Origin of the sequence: Nocardioides marmoriginsengisoli (assembly GCF_003725695.1) — a bacterium.
GTDB lineage: Bacteria > Actinomycetota > Actinomycetes > Propionibacteriales > Nocardioidaceae > Marmoricola > Marmoricola marmoriginsengisoli.
Map to the genome: position 1 here is coordinate 1,142,665 of NZ_RJSE01000007.1, position 19,281 is coordinate 1,161,945.

Below are 19,281 nucleotides of genomic sequence, written 5' to 3' on the forward strand. Positions count from 1 at the left end.
GATGAAAGCGCGAGGTGAGTAGGAGTCAGGCTGCCATCTAGGTGGAGCGGGCGAAGTTCCATGTCCACTCTCGATTCGATTGACGATCGGGTGAGTGTTGGCTATTGTTTAGAACATGATTCTGAACCAGGATGCAACCGCTCTCCAGGGTGACATCGACTTTGATCCGACACGGTTCGATGGCGTGTGGCGACTGACCAAAGCGGATTCCACGATCTTGGATGAGCAGTCTGGCGCGATGGTTCAGGACACTTTGACTGACCAGTGGATCGAGCGCCGAATGGTTGGCGACGTCATCCACTACAAGATGCATGTCCAGATCGCACCTGACCTGACAACTCACATGGGCTACGAGGCCAAGTTCAACGACAAAACCTGGGTTCCGTACACGGTCGTCTCGATCGATGGCGACGAGAACGACCAGCGCCTGCAGCCCGGCGCGGAGAAGCTCCTCAAAGCCGGCACGATTGTCGGCAAGCCCATCGCCTGGGTCAAGGTACTCTACGTCGACCCGTGGACGCAGATCAGGATCAGCAAGAACATCGACGGGACGCCGCAGTACGTCATGCAGAGTCGGCTCTCGGATGACGGGAACACGCTGTGCGGCCACGTGCTCACGCCGTCGGGCAAGCTACTGATCGACAAGGCCTTCCAACGTGAATCGGACTGACGATCCCACGCAGGAGGGTTCACTCACTTGGGGCATCAAGGAAACCTTCCGACACTATGTTGCTGGGCTGCCTGACGGAACCAGCGAAATCTCGGATGGCGTATGGCTCGCAGGTGCAGGGCGATACGGGTTTCCCCTCACCGCAGTGAAGGGCTCGCCCGTCGAGAAGCTGGAGTTTGGGGGCACGCTCCTGTTCAGCGGACACGGGGGGTTCCTCAACGTTCTGTTGGTCGACCCATGCCTGCAGCGCAGCGGGGATGAGTGGGCACTCTCGGTGAATGCCGGTGCCAACCTCCGGCTTGAGATCGCTCGGGGAAAGATCACTGCTCTCAATCCCGGTGCCAACTCGTTGGGACTCGAGGTGGTGCTGTCGGGGCATGGACCAACGATCTTCGGTGGCAACTATCCCAACGGGACCGAGCTCGACCCCATCGTGGCTGCACTGCCTCAGGAGTTCTTCAACGACATCGCGGCGGTTGCGTCGCGTGGTCTCCCAGCACCTTTTCCCACTTCTACCCAAGAGAGGTCGTGATGACCGTGAACACCCCATACAAGATGCAGGCTGCACAGAATGAACTGGTTGCCGAAGACATTAAGGCGGACTACGCAGAACTACGCGAAACGGGTGCCGAAGTCGTCCGCATCGAGTTCCCGTTCGGCGGCGAGGGCTGGATGACCCTGCGCTACGACCTGACTCGCGAGTTCTACAACGACACTCGCTTTGGCATCGAACCGATGGTCTCGATGGATGACTATCCGAGGGTCCGGCAAATCGAGAAGGCGGCCCGCCCCTCCTTCCTTCAGTACGACGGAGAGACGCATCAGAAGAAGCGGGCCGTCGTCATGAAGCACCTGACAATGAAGAAGGTCCTTGCCCTTGAGGACCGCACTCGCGAGATGGTGTGTGAAGCCCTAGACGAGTTTGAGGCGATGGGAGAACGCGGCAACATCGCCGACGTATTGGGCCGCCTGCTCCCGGTGCGCGTCCTGTGTGCTCTTCTCGGCTCCCCGAACATTGAGAACAAGGAGGTGCTTGAGGCGTCGTACTTCCTGGTGGATTCTCGCGCGATGGACATGGACGAGATGATCGCCGCCAACAACTTGATCACCGACTACTTTCGCGAGATGTACGAGTGGAAGAAGGTCAACCCCGGAGATGACCTGTTCACCGCGCTCATCAACGACACCGAGGCCCAGCTTTGGGATGACGAAGAGCTTGCCAGTTTCGGCAATGTGCTCCTGGCCGCCGGGCACGATGCGACAGGCACCATGCTGAACGGAATTCTTGAGTGGCTTTCGCATGAGCCTGAGCTCTACGACCGTTTGCGAGGCGAGCCGGAGTCGCTGCCGCGAGCTCTGGAGGAGTTCTTCCGACTCGTCACCGTCGGCTTTGGCATGGCTCGTGGTCGCATTGCGGTGGACGACATCGAGGACTTCGGCGGCGTGAGCATCAAGAAGGGCGAGGCGGTCGGTGGCAACATCGTCTCGTCGCACCAGGACGAACGTGTCTACCCGAACCCCAACGAGTTCGACATGGATCGCGAAAACCCGGCTTCCCACATGGCATTCGGCTACGGATCTCACGCCTGCGTAGGTGCCCAGCTCGCACGGATGGAAATCCGAGTTGCCCTCGAAGAGCTGTTCAAGCGCTACAAGAAGTTCGACAACGTCGAGCCCCACGAAGGTTGGCGCGCGCGCCGGCGCATTAAGGGGCCCAAGGACTTGTGGATCAACTGGGAACGTGTCTGACCAAGGCGGCAGCGAAATGGGCGAGTTGCCCGTTGGCGCCGCGCCGCTGGCTCCGCGAAACGCACCCCGATTTGGCCACTGACGCCGTGGCCGCCGGCTCCAACCCGATTTCTACAAAAAGCAGAGGGCTGTGATGACCCATGAAGATTGAGGTGGACGAGACACGCTGTATTTCCGCTGGCAACTGCGTGTTTGCGAGCATTGAATTGTTCGACCAGCGTGATGAGGATGGCGTAGTTGTCGTCCTCGACGACCGACCAGAGAGCGAGTCGCTTCAAGCTGCGGCGCGCAGGGCTGCCGCGGTATGTCCCTCGAACGTGATCACCATTCTGGACTAATCATTAGTTTCCGTGGCGGCATGGGCGGACGCCAAGAGCGAAGGCGCTTGAAGGAGACACCCCAAGTAGGGGCGGGCTCCCACTTGGCTGTCGCTGTCCGACGACAGCAATCGCGCCGCCTACCAAAGGGTGTTGGCCCACGCAGCGAGCCGCTGGCTTATGCGCGTGACGCGGGCGATACATCGCGGACGAACTCGGCTTCGGCTGCCCCTTCCACCAGTATTTGGAGAGCGTCGATCACTGAGGTGATGTCGATGGAGGGATCGTAAAGGAGGCGCATCTGGAGGCCGTCGAGGAGTGACATGAGAATGACCGAGAGCAAATGCGCGTCGATGCCTTGTGGACAGCGGCCGGCGTCCTGAAGCTGCCGCCAGATCGCTACACCTCGCTCATCGGCTCCTTTGTACCGGAGCGTGAAGAAGTCGTGTGCCGCGGTGCCCGGTTGGGCGGACTCGGCCAGGAGTCGCACGTATAGCTCGATCAAACCTCTGGCGGCTACGTCGCCAACAAGCGACTCGCGAAGCCGGTCGAAGAAGGTTGCGGGTTCGTCGAGGCCGGTCTCGTCAGCGCCCCACTCATCGCGGCGAGCCAGAGCTTCGGTGAGCAACTCCTGCTTGCTAGCGAAGTGATGCACCACGCCCGTCTTACTGAGGCCCGCTTGCTCGGCCACAGTCCGGATGGTGACCGCGTTATAGCCGTGCTGCGCAATCATCTTCAGCGTCGCATCGAGAATTTCCTCTCGCTTGACAGCACCCTTCGCATACTTGCTCTTTGGCACGGCATCCGCCTTTCGCGGTCCAAAACCGAACACTGTACGGTACCTGGTTTTCGTTCCCTCGTGGCCGCATGCGTAGCGGTGGACGCGGCGAGCCCTCACCCAAGAACAGCCATGGCCGAGTCGCCGGCCTACGACTGGCAAGTTGCAGCTTGCCGTTCCCACTGAACAGGTATAGGCCGCCAACCGCGAGGCTTGACAAAACAGTACACCGTACTGTGTTGTTGGTCACCTGAATACCGACCGCTGTCCTGTTTTGAGACGCATAAGTGATGAGGAAGCGCGATCACGATGACTAGCACGATCACCCCAGACGCCCGCGCGATCACCAGCCAGGTGGATGCCCTGCGCGCCAGCTATGGGTCTGGCCGTACACGCCCGCTTGCGTGGCGGCGTCAGCAGCTTGCGGCCCTCGACATGCTCCTGGTCGAGAACGGTTCCGACATCGAAGTCGCCATTGGAATCGACCTTGGCAAGCATCCGCTGGAGACGCACTTGGCCGAGATCGGCACAGTCCGCGCCGAGATTGAACTGGCGATGCGCAACCTTGAGCAGTGGGCGCGACCGCGCACGATCGAGGTGGGTGACGCGCTGCAGCCCGCCCAAGGCTTTATCCAGCGCGAGCCCCTCGGCACGGTATTGATCATCTCGCCGTGGAACTATCCCGTGCACCTGCTCCTGATGCCGTGCGTCGGCGCGATCGCTGCGGGCAACACGGTCGTCCTGAAGCCAAGCGAGCTCGCGCCAGCTACCTCGGAGCTGATGGCTCGACTCATTCCCCAATATCTGGACGGCAGCGGCGTGCTCGTGGTGGAGGGCGGAGTCGAGGAAACCACCGAGCTGCTTGCTCTCCCCTGGGACCACATCTTCTACACGGGCAACGGCGCCGTCGGTCGTATCGTCGCCGCGGCCGCCGCCAAGCACCTTTCGCCGACAACACTCGAACTCGGCGGGAAGTCGCCTGTGTGGATCGACTCCTCGGCCGACATCGACGAAGCCGCTCACTGGCTGGCTTGGGGCAAGTTCGCGAACGCCGGCCAGACGTGCGTCGCTCCGGACTACGTGATGGCTCCGGCCGCCGTGGTCCCTTCGCTTGTGAATGCCCTCCAGCGCGAAATCTCCGCGCTCTACGGGATAAACCCGCGTGAGAGCGCGGACCTCGGACGAGTAGTGAACCGACGGCACCTAGATCGCCTGGTGGGGCTCCTGGACGGCGCCATCATCGCGATCGGCGGTGACGTGGACCCGGAAGACCGGTACCTAGCGCCCACCGTGTTGACGGACGTGAAGCCGTCGGACCCGGTGATGGCTCAAGAGATCTTCGGGCCCATCCTGCCCGTCATGTCCGTGCCGACCGCGGATGCCGCCATCGACTACATCAACGCAGGAGACAAACCCCTAGCCATGTACGTCTTCAGCGGAGATGAGGCAGTCACGAATGCGTTTCTAGCCCGAACTTCCTCAGGGGGCGTCGCCATCAACTCGGTGATGATCCAAATCGGCGTCCACGATCTGCCCTTCGGCGGTGTCGGCGAAAGCGGCAACGGCGCCTATCACGGCGAGGTCACGATGCGTACGTTCAGCCACGATCGATCGGTGCTCGTCAAGGGCGCTGGCCAGAACCTCATGCGGTTCTCAGAGCCTCCTTACACCACGGAGAAGGAGCAAATGCTCCGTAGCTACGCGGCTCCGCCGACCGAGGCCTAAGTTGCTTGCCCTCTCGGGCACAAGACCAATAACAAGCACTACGGAAGGACGGACGGGTCATGCCGCTGTTCGCTAATCATCACGATTTCACCTCTGACCTCGACATCTCCAGCATCGCCTTTTGGGGTAAGACCTTCGAGGAGCGCGACGAGACCTTCGCAAAGCTCCGAACCGACCACCCGGTCAGCTGGCACCCAGCCATGGAAGACCTGTATCTCACGCCTGAAGAGCACGGCGAAACGGGTTTCTGGGCCGTCACCCGTGCCGAGGACATCTCCTACGTGAGTCAAAACCACGAGCTATTCAGCTCGGAGCTCGGGTACACCGCACTACACCCGTTGCGGGCTGAGATGCGCTCGCCAGCCGCCTTCCTCGATGCGGACCCGCCCAGGCACACCGAGTACCGGAAACTGGTTTCCTCGAGCTTCACGCCCAAGGCAGTGGCTCGGCTCACCGAGAAGATCGAGCAGCGCGCGTCCGAGATCGTCGACCGTGTCGTTGGCGCCGGCGAAATCGACTTCGTCGAGGAAGTGGCAGCGCAGTTGCCGATGCTTACGGTCGGCGACCTCCTCGGTGTGCCCGAGTCTCAGCTTGACGAGTTCCGCGTCAACGGCGACCGGCTCCTCGCCCTCCAGGATCCGGCGATCGGTGACAGCCAGGAGGAGCGGATGGCCATCTCTGCCGATGCTTTCGCGTTCTTCGGACAGTTGGGTATGGAACTTATTGAGGCTCGTAGGAAGAACCCCCAGGACGACCTCATGAGCACGCTGGCCAATGGCACGGTGGGCGGCCAGCCGCTCGACCCCCAACAGATCATGATGATCATGCTGTTGTTCAGCACGGCTGGGAACGACACGACGAAACAGACAACTACGCGCACGGTAATGGCTTTCGACCAGCACCCCGACCAGCGTGGCTGGCTTCTCGAGGACTTCGATGGCCGCATCGCCGGCGCTATCGAAGAGTTCGTCCGTTACTCAACCCCTGTGATCCAGTTCAACCGCACCGCCACACGTGATCTCGAGTTCGCTGGCCAGCAGATCACCGAGGGGGACAAGGTCGGGATCTTCTACTGCTCTGGCAACCGTGATGACCGCCTGTTCGAGAACCCGGCCGCGTTCGATCTGAGCCGCCCCCGAAACCCGCATGTGGCCTTCGGCGGTGGCGGCGTTCACTACTGCCTCGGCAACGGAGTCGCTAAAGCCCAACTGCGGGCACTGTTCCGCAACATTCTCGTGAAGCTGCCGAGCATTGAGATTGGCGAGCCTGTGTTCCTCGTCAGCAACTTCCTCAACGGCGTCCGAAGCCTTCCAGTGATCATCGGCTGATTCCGAAGCCAAGAGAGGCAGAAAAGTCATGGTTACCTTGAAGCTTGAGGTCGATCGGGGTCGGTGCACGGGTATCGGCATCTGCGAGTCGTTTGCGCCCGATCGGTTCGAGGTTGATGACGACGGCACCCTGCTCGTCCGTGGCGGCGAACTGGTCGGCGACGCGGAACGCGAGGAGATTGAGCGGGCTGTCGATGGCTGTCCCGCGGCGGCGTTGCGTCTCGTCGAGGGCGTCTCATGAGTCGCCGCCTAGTCATCGTCGGCGCGTCCCTGGCAGGCTTGCGAGCTGCTGAAGGAGCTCGCAAGGCAGGCTTCGACGGAGAGGTCACCCTCATTGGCGCGGAGCAGCACTTGCCCTACGACCGCCCGCCGCTGTCCAAGAAGTACCTCACGGGTGATGGAGCCGCCGACTTCTACCGGGCCGAGGCTGACCTGCGGGCAGAGCTCGACCTGCGGCTGTCTACGACCGCGACCTCGCTTCATCCCGACGAGCACGTCGTGACCACAAGTGAGGGCAACATCTCCTACGACGCCCTCGTGATAGCCACCGGCGCCGCGGCGCGCTCGCTTCCGGGAGTTGCCGACTCGAGTCGCGTCCTGACGTTGCGGACCCTCGACGACGCTGATCGCCTGAGGGCTCACATCAGGCCCGGAGCGCGGGTGGTTGTCGTCGGCGGTGGATTCATCGGCGCTGAGATTGCTTCTTCGGCCCAGCAAATCGGAGCCCAGGCGACCATCGTCGAGGCTGCGAGGGTGCCGTTGGTACGTGCGGTTGGCGAGATGGTCGGCGAGACCCTGTCTCAACTCCATGCACGCAACGGAGTTCGACTGCTCACCGAGACCAGCGTCCTGGACTGCATCGAGACTGCGTTTGTCCAAGAGATCCACCTCAGCAGCGGCGAGGTACTGCCAGCCGACGTCGTGGTCATCGGCGTTGGCGCCGCGCCCGCAACCGAATGGCTGCGCGGTTCTGGCGTCGAACTAGATCCAATCGATGGAGGCGTCGTGTGCGACGCATTCCTGCGCACCTCGGTTCCCGATGTGTATGCAGCCGGCGACGTGGCACATTGGCCAAACGGGCTCCTCGACGTCACCATGCGGCTCGAAAACTGGACCAACGCGGCCGAACAGGCCGGCCGCGCTGGCGCGAACGCCGCCGACCCCGAGAACGCAGTGGCATACGAGACCGTGCCCTACTTCTGGAGCGAGTGGTATGGCCAGCGCATTCAGTTCGTCGGCACTCCAATGGCCGACCGGGTGGAGTTCCTCGAAGGTGAGCGGGAAGAAGACCGCTTCGTCGCCCTTTACACAACCGGCGACCGCGTGGTTGGAGCCGCCACTCTCAACCAGCCACGCAAGATCATGAAACTTCGGCGCCTGATCTCCGAACGAGGCGGCCCCGCCGCCGCCCAAACCATCATCGATGATGGCCAGTCGGCAGCGACAGGGGCAACACCATGAAAACCCTCACCACCGCGGCCGTACTGCGGTCGCCGGAGGCTGGCTTCGCCCTGGAGCAGATCCAGCTCGCCGACCTCGGGCCAACTGAGGTCCTCGTTCGCATCGCTGGCGTCGGGTTCTGCCACACCGACATGATGGCGCGAAGCGCCATGTCGTGGCTCCTACCAGGAATCCTCGGGCACGAAGGATCTGGGATCGTCCAGGAGGTTGGCGCCGGAGTCGACTCAGTAAAGCCCGGGGACGCTGTCGTGCTGAGCTTCGCCTCGTGCGGAGCCTGCGGTCAATGCGAAAGGGGCAGGCCGTCTTACTGTGCGCAGTTCTTCGAGCTGAACCTGACGGGGCGTGCGCCCGACGGTGGTACTTCCGCTTCCGATCGCCAGGGTCACGAACTCCTCAACCGATGGTTCGGTCAGTCGTCGTTCGCGGAGCACAGCATCGTTGACCAACGCAACGTCGTTGCTGTGGCCGCTGACCTGCCACTTCATCTTCTGGCGCCGCTGGGCTGTGGCATTCAGACCGGTGCTGGCACGGTATTGCGTGCACTAAAGCTGCAACCCGGCCAAAGTATCGTTGTATTTGGGGCCGGCGCGGTGGGCCTGGCAGCAGTGATGGCCGCCAAGATGGCCGGCGCAAAGGACATCGTCGCCGTGGACTTGCACAAGAGCCGGCTCACGATTGCGAAAGAACTCGGCGCGACTCGTACCATCGTCGGCACCGACGCAGACCTAGTTGCGAAGATCACCGACGGCGGTATTGGGCTCGACTTTGCGTTCGACACTACGGGTGTCACATCGGTCATGGAGCAAGCGATCGCGGCCGTTGGGCCGGGCGGCGAGATCGCTCTTGTCGCCGCCAGCGAAGCGGCTTTGTCCTTCCACCCCACGCTGCTGACCGGCAAGCGTCTCAGTTACGTGATGGTGGGTGACGCCGACCCTCAGGAATTCATTCCGTACCTCATTGGGCAGTGGGTGGCCGGGGAGTTCCCCTTCGACCGCCTGATTACGACGTATGCGTTCGAGGACATCAGTAAAGCTGAGGCCGACTCCCATTCGGGATCCGTCATCAAGCCGGTTCTTGTGCTAGGTCAGGGTTAGTGACGAAGACGGCCACTAAGCCCGGATCCACCGATGAAGGTTGGTTGATGGTGCTGCTGGCGCCGGAGATGGATCGGCGGGTGGCGGGCGCAGCGGGTCCGACCTTCCCGTCGAGTTGTTCCACAGAGCTCTTGTTGGGCCATCGCTGAGACCCGCTTCCGGCGACATTGCGCGTACCCCTTTCCGGGGTCAGATTCGCCGTGTCTCGGGTCGACGATCGCTTGGCGGCAAGCGCGGCCAACCGGCGATCGACGAGATTGTCTTTGACCTGCCGGACGGCCGCGCGGCGGCGTTCGGGCCGCCCGATCGAGGGGAGACGGGCACCCTCGTCTTTCTGAGTCAGATCCCCCGGGGCACCTTCACGAAACCCGGCTCGGACGAGGACATGTGTCCGATCTGCCTCGCCGTGCCGGCCGCCTTGAAGAAGGAGCACGTGCCGAACGGAAGTTTGGGCGGCTCCCATATGACGTACACCTGCGAGCCATGCAACAACGGGCTGGGCTCTAAGGTCGAGGCCGCGTTGCAGGACTGGTTCGATCATGCGATCACTGCGAGCTTCGAGCATGACGGCGAGGTGTTGGGTCGGCGCCGCGTGCTCAAGATCTACTTCCGACGCAACGAGGACACTGGTGCCTTCGCGCTCGTCGTTGACGGCGACGTCACGCCGGACGTGGAACAGATCCTGGGGTCGCCCGAGTTCAGGATGCGGTACCAAGAGGCGCAGCAGCGGGCTTGCGGCATCGCGCTGCTCAAGCATGCCTACCTCGCGGCGTGCCTCTTCCTTCGCTCGGTCCCGGACCATCCCGAGGCGCGCGTCATGCGAGCTGATCTTATCGCCGCTCGTGATGCCCCCAAGGGCCAAGCACCAGCGAGCGATGCGGCTGCGGCGCTCAAGGTCTATCGATCCCACGTCGGGAGGCAGGGGCCGCCCCTGGCACTTGTGGCCCAACAAGCTGAGGATGGAGCAGCGCCCACGTTCCTTATCTCGCTGGCCGGGGTGCTGTTCGTCTCGTGGCCCTTCGCCGATCTCCCGCCCGGTGCATGGCAACGGCTCCGCCAAGACGCGGGCGACGACACCGAAGAGGAGGCTTCGGCGTGACTTTCGGCGAGCCCTTCGAGGAGGCAATGCAGCAGGCCGTCCTGCCGACGCCTGCCGACGTGTTCCTGGCACGGACATGCATCGTCAGGTGTTTGCAGCGGGCCGGTATAGCAGTCAAGCGATCAGACTTCGTCGATGAGTGGATGGCCGCTCAAGAACAGTACCGACCGCAACAGCGGACGATCTACCGGGCGCAGCCCTCCGACGTGCCAGGCCGGCTGCAGGACCCGGACCCCTTTGACCCGGACGTGATGGTGTTCCGCGGCCGGCTGGCCGTCGATCAGGCGATCGCCGAGCTCGTGGGCGAAGGCGTCCTCACTCGCGGCCACGGCAACCACAACGAACCGCAGCCTGAACGCATCGGTGTCGAGTCCCCGAACTACGGCGGGTCGGTCCCCATCGTTGTGCGCACGCCGTTCGTTGCGGCCGATAACGACGACCCCCGCTTCCAGCTGCTCGCACCGCAGTCGCTGGCCGATGGCCTCTTGCCGATCAACGAGATGCTTGCCGACCTGGACGACCTCCTGGGCCCGCGGGGTCTGGTGCTGCTGCGTGAGTCTCGGCGGGCCCTAACGCGGGGTCTCTACCTGGCGTCGTCCAGTCTGCTCGCAGCCGCGAGCGAGGCTGCCTGGTTCCGGCTCGCCGGCTCAGTCGGGTCCTCGAGGAGCCTGCTCGATCTCGTCGCATCCGGGCGTGACGTGGCGAAGATCATCGAGCTCACCACGCAACGTCTCCGCGAGCTGCGCGTGAACGGCACCACAGTCACCGAGGTCGCCGCACAGGCGCAGCACTTTCGTGACGTCCGCAACTACGCCCTGCATCCCGTCACCGAGCACGACGCTGACCGTGAGGCGTGGCTAGACGAGGCGGGCGCAACGCTGCTCGCCGTAGCGGCGCGCCGCTACTTCGTGAAGATGGCGGTCATACTCGAAGAGCAGAGCACATCGACAAACCAGGAGGGCTGACGCATAGCGGCCCGCACCACCCGTCCTGCTCGTGATGTCGGCGCTCGTCGCCGATCGGTGGTACCACCACGACCATTCGCGGATTCGACAAGTCATCGAAATGTCATCAGAAACGACAGGCACCCGCCCCGAGACGTTCCGATAGAGTTGGAGTTGTCCGATGGGGATTCACCTCTAGAACCCGAGGTTTCCCGGAGGGACCCAAGCTCTGTCGTAGCTCAGGATGAGCCCCCGATCTCATCCAGAGGTCGCAGGTTCAAATCCTGCCCCCGCTACAAATGAAATTGCAGGTCAGAGGCCCTCTCGCCGTTATGGCGAGGGGGCTTCTGGTTGCTCCATGGTTACCTGCGCCGGCGACCGTGCTCGCCGCTGCCAGCTGAGCGCTGGATGCAACCGGACAGTCCTGGACGTGCTCGGACCGAACTGCTGGTGCTTGGGCGCGGAACTCTGGGACGCTGACCCAGAGGTCTGGTTGCGAAGATGAGAAGGCGTCTGTGGCCGTCAAGCCGGGTGCGCGGGGTCAAGTCGCACGATGTCTGAGGACGATTACGAACTGTGACGACGCCCGAACGAGGACCTTCGTTCGACGCAGGCACGCTTCAAGGTCACCAGACCTTTGCCAGCACTACCTGGACAATCGGAACGACGATGGCAAGCAACCCGAGGATGGCCATCAGATCGTTGAGGAGGTTAGCGCGCATCGCTTCGATGACCTTTTCGTTCAGACTCAGAGTTCGTGTCTCGAGCAGGCTTCCGGCTACTTGCCGCATGATCGGGAGGCGGAGCATTTGGAGCGACGTTGTCCTGAAGTAGGACTGACTCAGTTTACGTGCCTCGGCGACGCCCACGGCGACGCTCGCAGGCCATGGCAATCGTCCGATCTGGTCCAACCTCTTGCGAATCCGCAACTGTTCAAATTCGGCGTTGCCTAGATACTCCAAGAGAACCAAAGAGCTGTAACGGAGGCACGGGAATTCGGGAGACAAGTCGTAGGGCTCGAAGACCGCTCCTTGGTCCCTTATCCGGTGAAGGAACTCGCGATCAGCGACCTTGAAGTCGTCGGGGTCCCAGGGGGCAACCTGGGACCACGGACGTGCGTCATGAGGGAACGGAACGGCGACGCTGAGGAGTCCGTTCGGCTGCGCGAAGCCAGCGAAGAAACTTGTCGTCTGCCAACGCGATGAAGAAAGAGCTGTGATAGCTGCAGTTGAGTCGACCCCCTCGGTATGGAGGTTGAGGAGCGAGTAAAGGGAGGTGGCATCGGGATGCCAATCGGTCAGACGAGGCTTTTCGCTGGGGGCTAGCACGACACTCGTATAGATCTGCCGACTGGCTGAGATCATGGCTGGCCGATCCGCTAGGAGGCTCAGGAAGGGGTCCAGGTCATTGAGCCATGCGGGAAGGGTCCGATGGTCAAACGGCGCCCAATAGACCGCATGAAGAGTGCGCACGAGGTCTCGCAACGATCCATCGGCGCCCCCGATCTCAGCCAGTTCCTTGAACGCGACGTGTTGGTGCAACGACCGGGTCCCATGAAAGCCGTCGGTCACAAGCACGTGGTGGACCGTCAGTTCAATGCCTGCAGGGGAGGTCCCGCGCGTGTAGCCGAGCCACTCGACGTTGCGGAGTTCAAGAAATTCCGCGGAGAGCGAGAAGTCATCCGCGTGCGTATAGCAGCGTTCGAAATATCTCCGGGCAGCCCCATCAACTTGTAGCCGCTCCGCAGCGTGCTTGAACTTCTTGGACTTGATAGGTGGAAGAAGTTGAACCACGACGGATAGGACCGTCGCCGGGGTTGCGTTCATACGAGGTCCCCTTCGCTTAGTGTCCGCTGACTCTCTATGAGGTCTAGCAAAGCCTCGATGTAGTAGCGGCGCCGTGACACATCGGGCCAGAACGCGTAGAAGACATCGTGGAGCGCCAAGTACTCAGATCGTTGCCCTTGGCTGAGGGCGCCGCCATCGACCTCCCTTAGCAATTTCCAGTACGAGCGCGCGTCAGTGCTGTCGTGCAAAAAGCTACTTGTGCCAGGAGGCAGGTACGCAGGCAAGCCGGTCAGCGGGGCCACCATTTCGGGCGAAGGTATTGGTGACCAGTCGAATGGTTCTCCAGCGAGGTCTAGGAGGCGGGCGTATCCCCTTCGCGATTGCCCTCGTACGCGATCGCCGTCGTCGGCAATGATGATCTGACGTTGTTCGCCTTCTAGAGCCGTCCACGCTGAGTCAACGGCTAGGTCGGGATCGGCATTGTGGATCGCGCCGGTGTTGCCGAATGTGAGTGCTTGAGTGGCTGACCAATCTCGCCAGGCGACGGTCATCTGGCTGGTGTTTGAAAAATCGACGCGCCCGACGCGCGATGTCTCCCACGACCCCATGCTGGTCGACGTTCGTTTAACCTGCACCTCACCGTCGCCGCCTGACCAGTGCCAGGAACGTAGCGATGTTGCTTCGTCGAAGTGGCGTGAGTCGAGCAACAGAGCATCCGCGCCGACGGCTTGGCAGTGGCGTTCGGTGCCCGGTATCCATCCGAAGTTCGCCGGCACGAACCAGCGCGGCGCCATATCGAACAGGCGGGACTTTACGTGGGCGTCTTTATCGATCAAGTCGCGGGCCCGTTGGTGGCTAATTTCAAATGGATCGGTGTCGTACGCGTAGGTGAGAGCTATCTCAGACAGGCCTGCTTCAGTGCTCTCGCGAAGCAGATCGAGGCTACGCGGCGAGTGTTGTTCACACAGCTCGAGAAACGACGCTGTGGCTGCGATAAGCACCTTTCGCTGCGCGTTGGAGTGCATTGACAGGATGAGTTCAAGCGACCCGACTGCATGGTCTCGTGTCTCCGTAGGGGTAGACACGACAGGCAGATGGAAGTACCAGCAATATCCGATGGCGGTCATTCGGCGAATGCCTCAGCGAGTCGGCGAAGGTGCTGGTTCCATGTGAACCCAGTCGCCGATAGTTGTGCTGCGTCAGACATTTGCTGGAGGAGCTCACGGTCGAGGTGAAGTTCTAGCAGCCGCGCAACCATCCGGTCAGGCTGTAGCGGGGCCACGAGCGCGCCATCGATTCCGTCACAGATGAACTCCGAGAGTGCGCCGACATCGAATGCGACTGGAACGGCGCCGGCAGCCATTCCCTCGAGAACTGATAGGCCAAAGGTCTCGTGCAATGACGTGGACAAGATGACATCTGCGGTGCTGAGTAGTTCGTCCGTTTCGGACCGCGAAAGTTGACCCAGAAGTTTGGCGGGACCAGTGGACATCAGATCGGTGTAGCGCATGTCGAGGGCACGCCCGGCGACTACGAACTCGAAGCAGTTGGACTGAACTGCGTTCGCAACTTCAAGGAACTCGTAGACGCCCTTCTGTTTGGCTATGCGGCCGACGCTGACAACCCGGAGGGGCGATTCCGGCGCATTCTGTCGGGAGCGGGGAGTGGGTCTGGAAGCGACGCCGTGCGGTGCGACGACGATTCGGGCGGGGTCGACGTGATGGATTCGACCGATGATGTCGGCCGCAAACCTCGACGGCGCGACGAGCTTGTTGGACAGTCTGAATAGTCGAGCCTCGTCGTGACGCAGTCGTTCAGCTTCCTCCGGTTGATCGAAGTAGGAGAAGCCGTCATAGGACGGCAGGTGAAGGATTGTGATGATTGACCTGAACCTGTTGCTAATGGCCAGTGCGATGACCACCTCGACCAAGGTCGGATCTTGTACGTAGAGGACCGTTCCGGGCTTGACCTGACCCGCTAGGCGGTTTGCAAAATCAACAGCGGACTCGTTCGCGGACCTCTGGATGACACCATCACTAGCGGACTGTAAGCCAGCCGAATCATTGAGAAGGTGCGTTGGGCTCAGTGCTATCTGCACGTCGATGCCTCTCGCTCGAAGCGCTTGGGTGAGGCCATCCACGTACGTCGCTAAGCCGCCCCAACGAACCGGACCGCCTTCAGATGTCAGGATCATGACTCGGTCAGGCAGTTGGGTCTGATCATCGGTGATGAGAGTTGTGCAGGTCACGCCGCGTCTCCCTGTAGAACTCTCCACGTAGGTCGTCCCGAGCCTTGTCAACGACTTTCGATTGCGTTGGCCGAAGACTAGCGGCCCGATGCGCGGCTCTGGGCGAATCTGGGCAGTCCTCGACGCGCTCGGACAGGAAATTGGGGCAGCGATCCAGAGGTCTGACGGCACCTCCGGTTCGAATCCCGGCAACTCCACTGGATCGAACCTGAAGTTGGCGACCGAACAGCTCGCCTCAGCAGACAAGGTTGCTGATCAGTGCCACCAGCAGGAGCACGAGTGCTGCGAAGGTGTCGCGGACGCTGACGTAGACGAGGTTTTGGAGTTGGATGCCGAGCGGTTCATTCGCGATGACGACTGCGACCATCTCCGTGGCTGCGGTGCCGTCGAGGACGTTCGACGGCTGTACCGCGTACCGCTTGGTCGGCATCTGCGCCAGACAAGCGGCGACCGCTGCGGAGACTAGGTAGACGATGCACGCAATACAGGCATACATGGCGAGTCCGTCGGATTTCGTTTGGGTCGCGACGCCGGCTCCGACGAGTGCGTCGGCGGCGAGGACGGCGGCCCCCTTGGTAGCTAGGCCGTTCAAGCGGTCGGTCTCGAACTGCCAAAGCGCGACCGCTTCGTCGACGTTGATGCTCGGGGCTGCACGCGCTAGGTCCCAGGCCTCCGCGATCTGTTGACGGTAGTTGCGCCGGACCCGGGCGTTGTACATCAAAGCGTGGAAGACATGTGGCAGCAGGAACTGGATGCGCGCCACCCAACGAGCTGCACGAAGGACGCAACGACCGACGGTTTTGATGCCTAGAACAAGCTGACTGCCGCCACGCACGATCAGTTGCCAGGTTCGGTCCAGAAGTCCGTTCACCTCGGCCCCCCGCACAGCCAGGTCGTGATGGCCTCAGCGACGCCGAGCTCAAGGGGCCGATCGGCGAACGCGAACTCGCCAGCCTGGTTGCATTCTAGGAACCACCATGTGTCGCCGTCGAACGCAAAGTCGAAGGCGCCGTAGACGAGGTCGAATGCTGACAGGTAGTTGCGGCATCGCTCGAGGATGTCTTCCGGCGGTTCGCACCGTTCCCACTCGGCTTCACCCGACCTGGTGCGCCAGTCCACTGCGTCGACCTCGGTTCTGGCGGCGGCGGCGAAGTCGGTGCCGATGATGAATATGCGGATGTCGGTCCGGGGGTGAATGGCGGCTTGGACGATGACCGGCTGCTGGGTCCAGTTCGTAGCATCTAGTGCCAGGGCTTCGTCGAGTGGACGGGTGAACATGAACCCAGAGTCAGAGAATGGGAAGAATGCGCTGGCGAGTGCTTTGACGATGGACCTGCCTACCTTCGCCTGATGGGCGGCTGCTTCGTCTCGACTGTTGGTGACGATCGTGGCCGGGACCCGAAGGCCGACCGATACGGCTGTGCGGAGCTGTATGAGTTTGTTCTCGGCTCGGCGGGCTGACCACAGGGGGTTCATCCAGCGGGTGGGGGCATGCTCGGCAAGATCTGTGAGCCAGGTGCGCCACTGTTCGCGAGTGACGAGGAAGTCGTCGACGTCGTTGACGGAGTCCTGGGGGGTCGGGTCGGCGAGGAATTGGCGGAGCCAGACCGCGGAGTAGCGAGCCGCAAGTGGCGGCTCGTCGGGCCGCCAAACGACCTGGAGGTCGGTCTCGGTGTTCAGGCGCTCCACGGGATAACCGGATGCCTGCAGGCGAGCGACGACGACGTCTGCGGCAAAATCGCGTTCGTTGGTGACGACGAGAACGGGACCGTCCGGGTTGGCCGTGTGCGCCCGGTTAGTCACTGACCCTTCTGGTCCTCGCCGGTCTCGAGGTCTGCCTTCTTCGACTGACCGACGGCCGATGACTCGTAGCTCGGCACCCAGACGCCGTTTTCGTGCACGTAGGCAATCTTCTCGTCAGGGTTGTAGCGGACCTCGACCGGCGTGGTGGCGGTGCGCGTTGTCGACAGTTTCCGCAGGAGCGTCGTCATGCTTGCCCTCCTTGTTGGGGTCGCGTCCGAGTCAATCGATGCAGTCGACTCATGTCAATCGCGTCGCCCCATGAACGAGGCCGCGTTTCTGTCCTGCACCAGGAGTACTCGTGGGTCGCTTGTCGGTTGGAAACCTGCAGGTGAGAGGCATCGTTGTATCGTGGAAGTTACATATCAGTTTTGTAGTGTCCAGTTGACATTCCTTATTTGTAGCGTACGGTTTACAACAAAGGAATGTATCTTTCACGATACAAGGAGGTGGGCTTCATGCGTCTGACTAGCGAGCACGCACTGGCTAGCGCGGTACGCGCAGCCCGTAAGGAAGCTGGCCTGTCCCAACAGGAAGTCGCTGATCGTGCCGGCATGTCGCGTGTCTGGGTGGCACGACTCGAAGGCGGCGAAGCAAACGTCACTTTGGACTCGCTCCTACGAGTAGCAAGCGTCCTCGGCATGAGTCTTGACGCGACTTGGAACCCACAGCAAGCGGCCGACCGCACGCTTCCAAAGAAGCGCACCCTGAAGCGCCCAAGTACAACCGCTGCCGACTCGAAGACCGTGGTAGCGACAGGCAAGGTCACGCTGACCGAGTCCAAGCCTCATTCTGCCAAGAGTGGAGCACCGGTCGGCAGCGTCAAGGGCTCCCGCATGCCACAGCCGCGCTCAAGCAAGGCGATGTCAGCGCACCGGGTCAACCTTGATGACGTCCTATCGCGGGTAACCAAACAGTGACTTCACGGACGCTGCGCGTCCTGATGCACAGGGCACCTATTGGACGCGTCGACATGGATCGAAACGGGCGCCTGACCTTCGCCTATGACTCTGCGTATCGAGATGACCCGGAATCTACGCCGCTGTCGGTCAGCATGCCGCTGGCTCAGACGGAGCATCCCCACAAGGTGATCGGACCGTGGATGCAGAACCTATTGCCAGACAACGCGCAAGTGCTCGATCGGTGGGCGGCGCAGTTCAAAGTTTCCGCCAATAGTCCATTCGCACTCCTGCGCCATGTTGGGCGGGATGTAGCGGGCGCAGCGCAGTTCGTTTCTGACGATGAAGAACACGACCTGGAAGCGGGCGGAGTCGACTGGCTCGACAGCGATGAGCTCACCCAGAGACTGAGGGAAGTACGGACAGATCCGGCCGCCTGGACTCCGGACATGGAAGCCGGATTGTTCTCACTGGCTGGTGCCCAGGCCAAGCTCGCACTGCGCCACGATCCGAAACGTGGCTGGGGGTTGCCCTGGGGCGCCGAGCCAACAACGCACATCCTCAAGCCGTACAACGATCAACTGCCCCACCACGCGATGAATGAGCACCTATGCCTCGCGTTGTCGTACGAACTTGGTTTGCCGACGGCACCGAGTGAAATCATTGACATAGATGGTTCCCCAGTCCTAGTCGTCGAGCGCTATGACCGGATTGCCGCAGACAGCACGTACTTCCGCGTCCATCAGGAAGACACCCTCCAGGCATTCGCTAGAGGTCCTGGCGCGAAGTACGAGAAAGACGGAGGCCCATCGGCGGCCGACATCGCAGCGCTCCTCACGCGCATCCAAGGTCCGGTCGATTCAGGAAGCGACATTGAGCGATTCGTCCGAGCACTTGCGTTGATGTGGGGTCTCGGAGCGACCGACGCGCACGCAAAGAACTACAGCCTCCTTCTGATCGGCGCTGATGTCCGGTTGTCGCCCTTGTACGACGTGCAAAGTGCCGCGCCCTACTTCACCGGTGAAATGCGAGGGCTGCCCAAGGGGCGAGTTTCGATCCACAAGGCCGAAATGGCGATGCGTGTCGGCTCGCACCGGAGGTTTTCTGAAGTGACGTCTGACGACTGGCGGGCACTGGCAGAGGCTATTGGTCGACAAGACGATGAGGTACTCGACCTGGTCGCGTCCACTGTCGGCGCGATCCCAGATGCCCTGCAAAGTGTCGCTGATGCTGAGACGCGCAGGCGGTCTACAAGCGCAGCAGAGCGTGAGTTCCTTGAGCACTTCGTCTCATCGTTGACCAAGCACGCGGGCAACATGAAGAACGCGTTAGCTGGGCGCGGGCCCGCCCAGGCACGAAAGCGGTAGATGGAATCTGAGGCT

At 61.9% G+C, this 19,281-nt stretch carries 20 protein-coding genes; 13 read left to right on the forward strand and 7 right to left on the reverse strand.

Translation table 11 applies throughout. From position 1 onward, the window contains the following. Window positions 1-115: 115 nt before the first annotated feature. The 4 genes from EFK50_RS14060 (at window position 116) to EFK50_RS14075 (ending at window position 2,757) form a co-directional block, all read left to right on the forward strand. Complete coding sequence (locus tag EFK50_RS14060; RefSeq protein ID WP_123228145.1) at window positions 116-670, forward strand: hypothetical protein; 555 nt, start codon at window positions 116-118, stop codon at window positions 668-670. Continuing rightward, the gene (locus tag EFK50_RS14065) at window positions 657-1,202 is read left to right on the forward strand and encodes an HtaA domain-containing protein (RefSeq protein ID WP_123228146.1); all 546 of its coding nucleotides are present in this window, start codon (window positions 657-659) and stop codon (window positions 1,200-1,202) included. Before EFK50_RS14060 ends, EFK50_RS14065 begins: the two co-directional genes overlap by 14 nt. Further along, window positions 1,202-2,419, forward strand: coding sequence for a cytochrome P450 (locus EFK50_RS14070; RefSeq protein ID WP_123228147.1), 1,218 nt, complete (start codon window positions 1,202-1,204; stop codon window positions 2,417-2,419). The genes EFK50_RS14065 and EFK50_RS14070 overlap by 1 nt, the downstream gene beginning before the upstream one ends. A gap of 140 nt (window positions 2,420-2,559) precedes the next feature. Beyond that, entirely contained in the window at window positions 2,560-2,757 is a 198-nt protein-coding gene (locus EFK50_RS14075) for a ferredoxin (protein ID WP_123228148.1), read from the forward strand. A 157-nt stretch (window positions 2,758-2,914) separates the two neighbouring features. Here EFK50_RS14075 and EFK50_RS14080 read toward each other — a convergent pair whose 3' ends face one another. Then, the gene (locus EFK50_RS14080; protein ID WP_148046171.1) at window positions 2,915-3,535 is read right to left on the reverse strand and encodes a TetR/AcrR family transcriptional regulator; all 621 of its coding nucleotides are present in this window, start codon (window positions 3,533-3,535) and stop codon (window positions 2,915-2,917) included. 288 nt (window positions 3,536-3,823) lie between these two features. On the opposite strand from EFK50_RS14080, the gene EFK50_RS14085 reads away from it, so the two are divergent. Genes EFK50_RS14085 through EFK50_RS14115 form a run of 7 tightly spaced genes read left to right on the forward strand, consistent with a single transcriptional unit; the run spans window position 3,824 to window position 11,186 of the window. Then, window positions 3,824-5,239: an aldehyde dehydrogenase family protein gene (locus EFK50_RS14085; RefSeq protein WP_123228150.1), complete on the forward strand. Its 1,416-nt coding sequence runs from the start codon at window positions 3,824-3,826 to the stop codon at window positions 5,237-5,239. 59 nt (window positions 5,240-5,298) lie between these two features. Continuing rightward, window positions 5,299-6,567 (forward strand): cytochrome P450, encoded by a 1,269-nt coding sequence (locus tag EFK50_RS14090; RefSeq protein WP_123228151.1) that lies wholly within the window; start codon window positions 5,299-5,301, stop codon window positions 6,565-6,567. Between the two features lie 28 nt (window positions 6,568-6,595). Beyond that, window positions 6,596-6,808 (forward strand): ferredoxin, encoded by a 213-nt coding sequence (locus tag EFK50_RS14095; protein WP_221177393.1) that lies wholly within the window; start codon window positions 6,596-6,598, stop codon window positions 6,806-6,808. Beyond that, complete coding sequence (locus tag EFK50_RS14100) at window positions 6,805-8,028, forward strand: NAD(P)/FAD-dependent oxidoreductase (RefSeq protein WP_123228152.1); 1,224 nt, start codon at window positions 6,805-6,807, stop codon at window positions 8,026-8,028. The genes EFK50_RS14095 and EFK50_RS14100 overlap by 4 nt, the downstream gene beginning before the upstream one ends. Then, complete coding sequence (locus EFK50_RS14105; protein ID WP_123228153.1) at window positions 8,025-9,122, forward strand: NAD(P)-dependent alcohol dehydrogenase; 1,098 nt, start codon at window positions 8,025-8,027, stop codon at window positions 9,120-9,122. Before EFK50_RS14100 ends, EFK50_RS14105 begins: the two co-directional genes overlap by 4 nt. A gap of 40 nt (window positions 9,123-9,162) precedes the next feature. Further along, window positions 9,163-10,221 (forward strand): HNH endonuclease, encoded by a 1,059-nt coding sequence (locus EFK50_RS14110; RefSeq protein WP_148046172.1) that lies wholly within the window; start codon window positions 9,163-9,165, stop codon window positions 10,219-10,221. Further along, window positions 10,218-11,186 carry a hypothetical protein gene (locus tag EFK50_RS14115; RefSeq protein ID WP_123228155.1) on the forward strand — a complete coding sequence of 323 codons (969 nt, stop codon included), beginning with the start codon at window positions 10,218-10,220 and terminating at the stop codon, window positions 11,184-11,186. Before EFK50_RS14110 ends, EFK50_RS14115 begins: the two co-directional genes overlap by 4 nt. Window positions 11,187-11,791: 605 nt before the next feature. Here the strand turns inward: EFK50_RS14115 and EFK50_RS14120 are convergent. The 6 genes from EFK50_RS14120 to EFK50_RS14145 form a co-directional block, all read right to left on the reverse strand. Next, the gene (locus tag EFK50_RS14120) at window positions 11,792-12,991 is read right to left on the reverse strand and encodes a hypothetical protein (protein WP_148046173.1); all 1,200 of its coding nucleotides are present in this window, start codon (window positions 12,989-12,991) and stop codon (window positions 11,792-11,794) included. Further along, entirely contained in the window at window positions 12,988-14,079 is a 1,092-nt protein-coding gene (locus tag EFK50_RS21900; protein ID WP_148046174.1) for a hypothetical protein, read from the reverse strand. The genes EFK50_RS14120 and EFK50_RS21900 overlap by 4 nt, the downstream gene beginning before the upstream one ends. After that, the gene (locus EFK50_RS14130) at window positions 14,076-15,200 is read right to left on the reverse strand and encodes a glycosyltransferase family 4 protein (protein ID WP_148046175.1); all 1,125 of its coding nucleotides are present in this window, start codon (window positions 15,198-15,200) and stop codon (window positions 14,076-14,078) included. Before EFK50_RS14130 ends, EFK50_RS21900 begins: the two co-directional genes overlap by 4 nt. A gap of 235 nt (window positions 15,201-15,435) precedes the next feature. Then, on the reverse strand, window positions 15,436-16,071 hold the full coding sequence (locus EFK50_RS14135) for a hypothetical protein (RefSeq protein ID WP_148046176.1): 636 nt from the start codon (window positions 16,069-16,071) through the stop codon (window positions 15,436-15,438). Beyond that, window positions 16,068-17,003 (reverse strand): MvdC/MvdD family ATP grasp protein, encoded by a 936-nt coding sequence (locus EFK50_RS14140; protein WP_123228160.1) that lies wholly within the window; start codon window positions 17,001-17,003, stop codon window positions 16,068-16,070. The genes EFK50_RS14135 and EFK50_RS14140 overlap by 4 nt, the downstream gene beginning before the upstream one ends. Next, window positions 17,000-17,191, reverse strand: a complete 192-nt coding sequence (locus EFK50_RS14145) for a hypothetical protein (RefSeq protein ID WP_123228161.1) — start codon at window positions 17,189-17,191, stop codon at window positions 17,000-17,002. The genes EFK50_RS14140 and EFK50_RS14145 overlap by 4 nt, the downstream gene beginning before the upstream one ends. Window positions 17,192-17,458: 267 nt before the next feature. Between EFK50_RS14145 and EFK50_RS22985 the strand changes: the two genes are divergently transcribed. Continuing rightward, complete coding sequence (locus EFK50_RS22985; protein ID WP_183407826.1) at window positions 17,459-17,920, forward strand: helix-turn-helix domain-containing protein; 462 nt, start codon at window positions 17,459-17,461, stop codon at window positions 17,918-17,920. A gap of 23 nt (window positions 17,921-17,943) precedes the next feature. Beyond that, window positions 17,944-19,266 carry a type II toxin-antitoxin system HipA family toxin gene (locus EFK50_RS14155; RefSeq protein WP_281274042.1) on the forward strand — a complete coding sequence of 441 codons (1,323 nt, stop codon included), beginning with the start codon at window positions 17,944-17,946 and terminating at the stop codon, window positions 19,264-19,266. The last annotated feature ends 15 nt before the right edge of the window (window positions 19,267-19,281 follow it).

Excerpts from the sequence above, each read along its gene's own strand:
- EFK50_RS14105 (WP_123228153.1), top strand. The coding sequence starts at position 8,025 with ATGAAAACCCTCACCACCGCGGCCGTACTGCGGTCGCCGGAGGCTGGC.
- EFK50_RS14100 (WP_123228152.1), top strand. The coding sequence starts at position 6,805 with ATGAGTCGCCGCCTAGTCATCGTCGGCGCGTCCCTGGCAGGCTTGCGA.
- EFK50_RS14145 (WP_123228161.1), bottom strand. The coding sequence starts at position 17,191 with ATGACGACGCTCCTGCGGAAACTGTCGACAACGCGCACCGCCACCACG.
- EFK50_RS14090 (WP_123228151.1), top strand. The coding sequence starts at position 5,299 with ATGCCGCTGTTCGCTAATCATCACGATTTCACCTCTGACCTCGACATC.
- EFK50_RS14075 (WP_123228148.1), top strand. The coding sequence starts at position 2,560 with ATGAAGATTGAGGTGGACGAGACACGCTGTATTTCCGCTGGCAACTGC.
- EFK50_RS14070 (WP_123228147.1), top strand. The coding sequence starts at position 1,202 with ATGACCGTGAACACCCCATACAAGATGCAGGCTGCACAGAATGAACTG.
- EFK50_RS14120 (WP_148046173.1), bottom strand. The coding sequence starts at position 12,991 with ATGAACGCAACCCCGGCGACGGTCCTATCCGTCGTGGTTCAACTTCTT.
- EFK50_RS14155 (WP_281274042.1), top strand. The coding sequence starts at position 17,944 with ATGCACAGGGCACCTATTGGACGCGTCGACATGGATCGAAACGGGCGC.
- EFK50_RS14085 (WP_123228150.1), top strand. The coding sequence starts at position 3,824 with ATGACTAGCACGATCACCCCAGACGCCCGCGCGATCACCAGCCAGGTG.
- EFK50_RS22985 (WP_183407826.1), top strand. The coding sequence starts at position 17,459 with ATGCGTCTGACTAGCGAGCACGCACTGGCTAGCGCGGTACGCGCAGCC.
- EFK50_RS14060 (WP_123228145.1), top strand. The coding sequence starts at position 116 with ATGATTCTGAACCAGGATGCAACCGCTCTCCAGGGTGACATCGACTTT.
- EFK50_RS14095 (WP_221177393.1), top strand. The coding sequence starts at position 6,596 with ATGGTTACCTTGAAGCTTGAGGTCGATCGGGGTCGGTGCACGGGTATC.
- EFK50_RS21900 (WP_148046174.1), bottom strand. The coding sequence starts at position 14,079 with ATGACCGCCATCGGATATTGCTGGTACTTCCATCTGCCTGTCGTGTCT.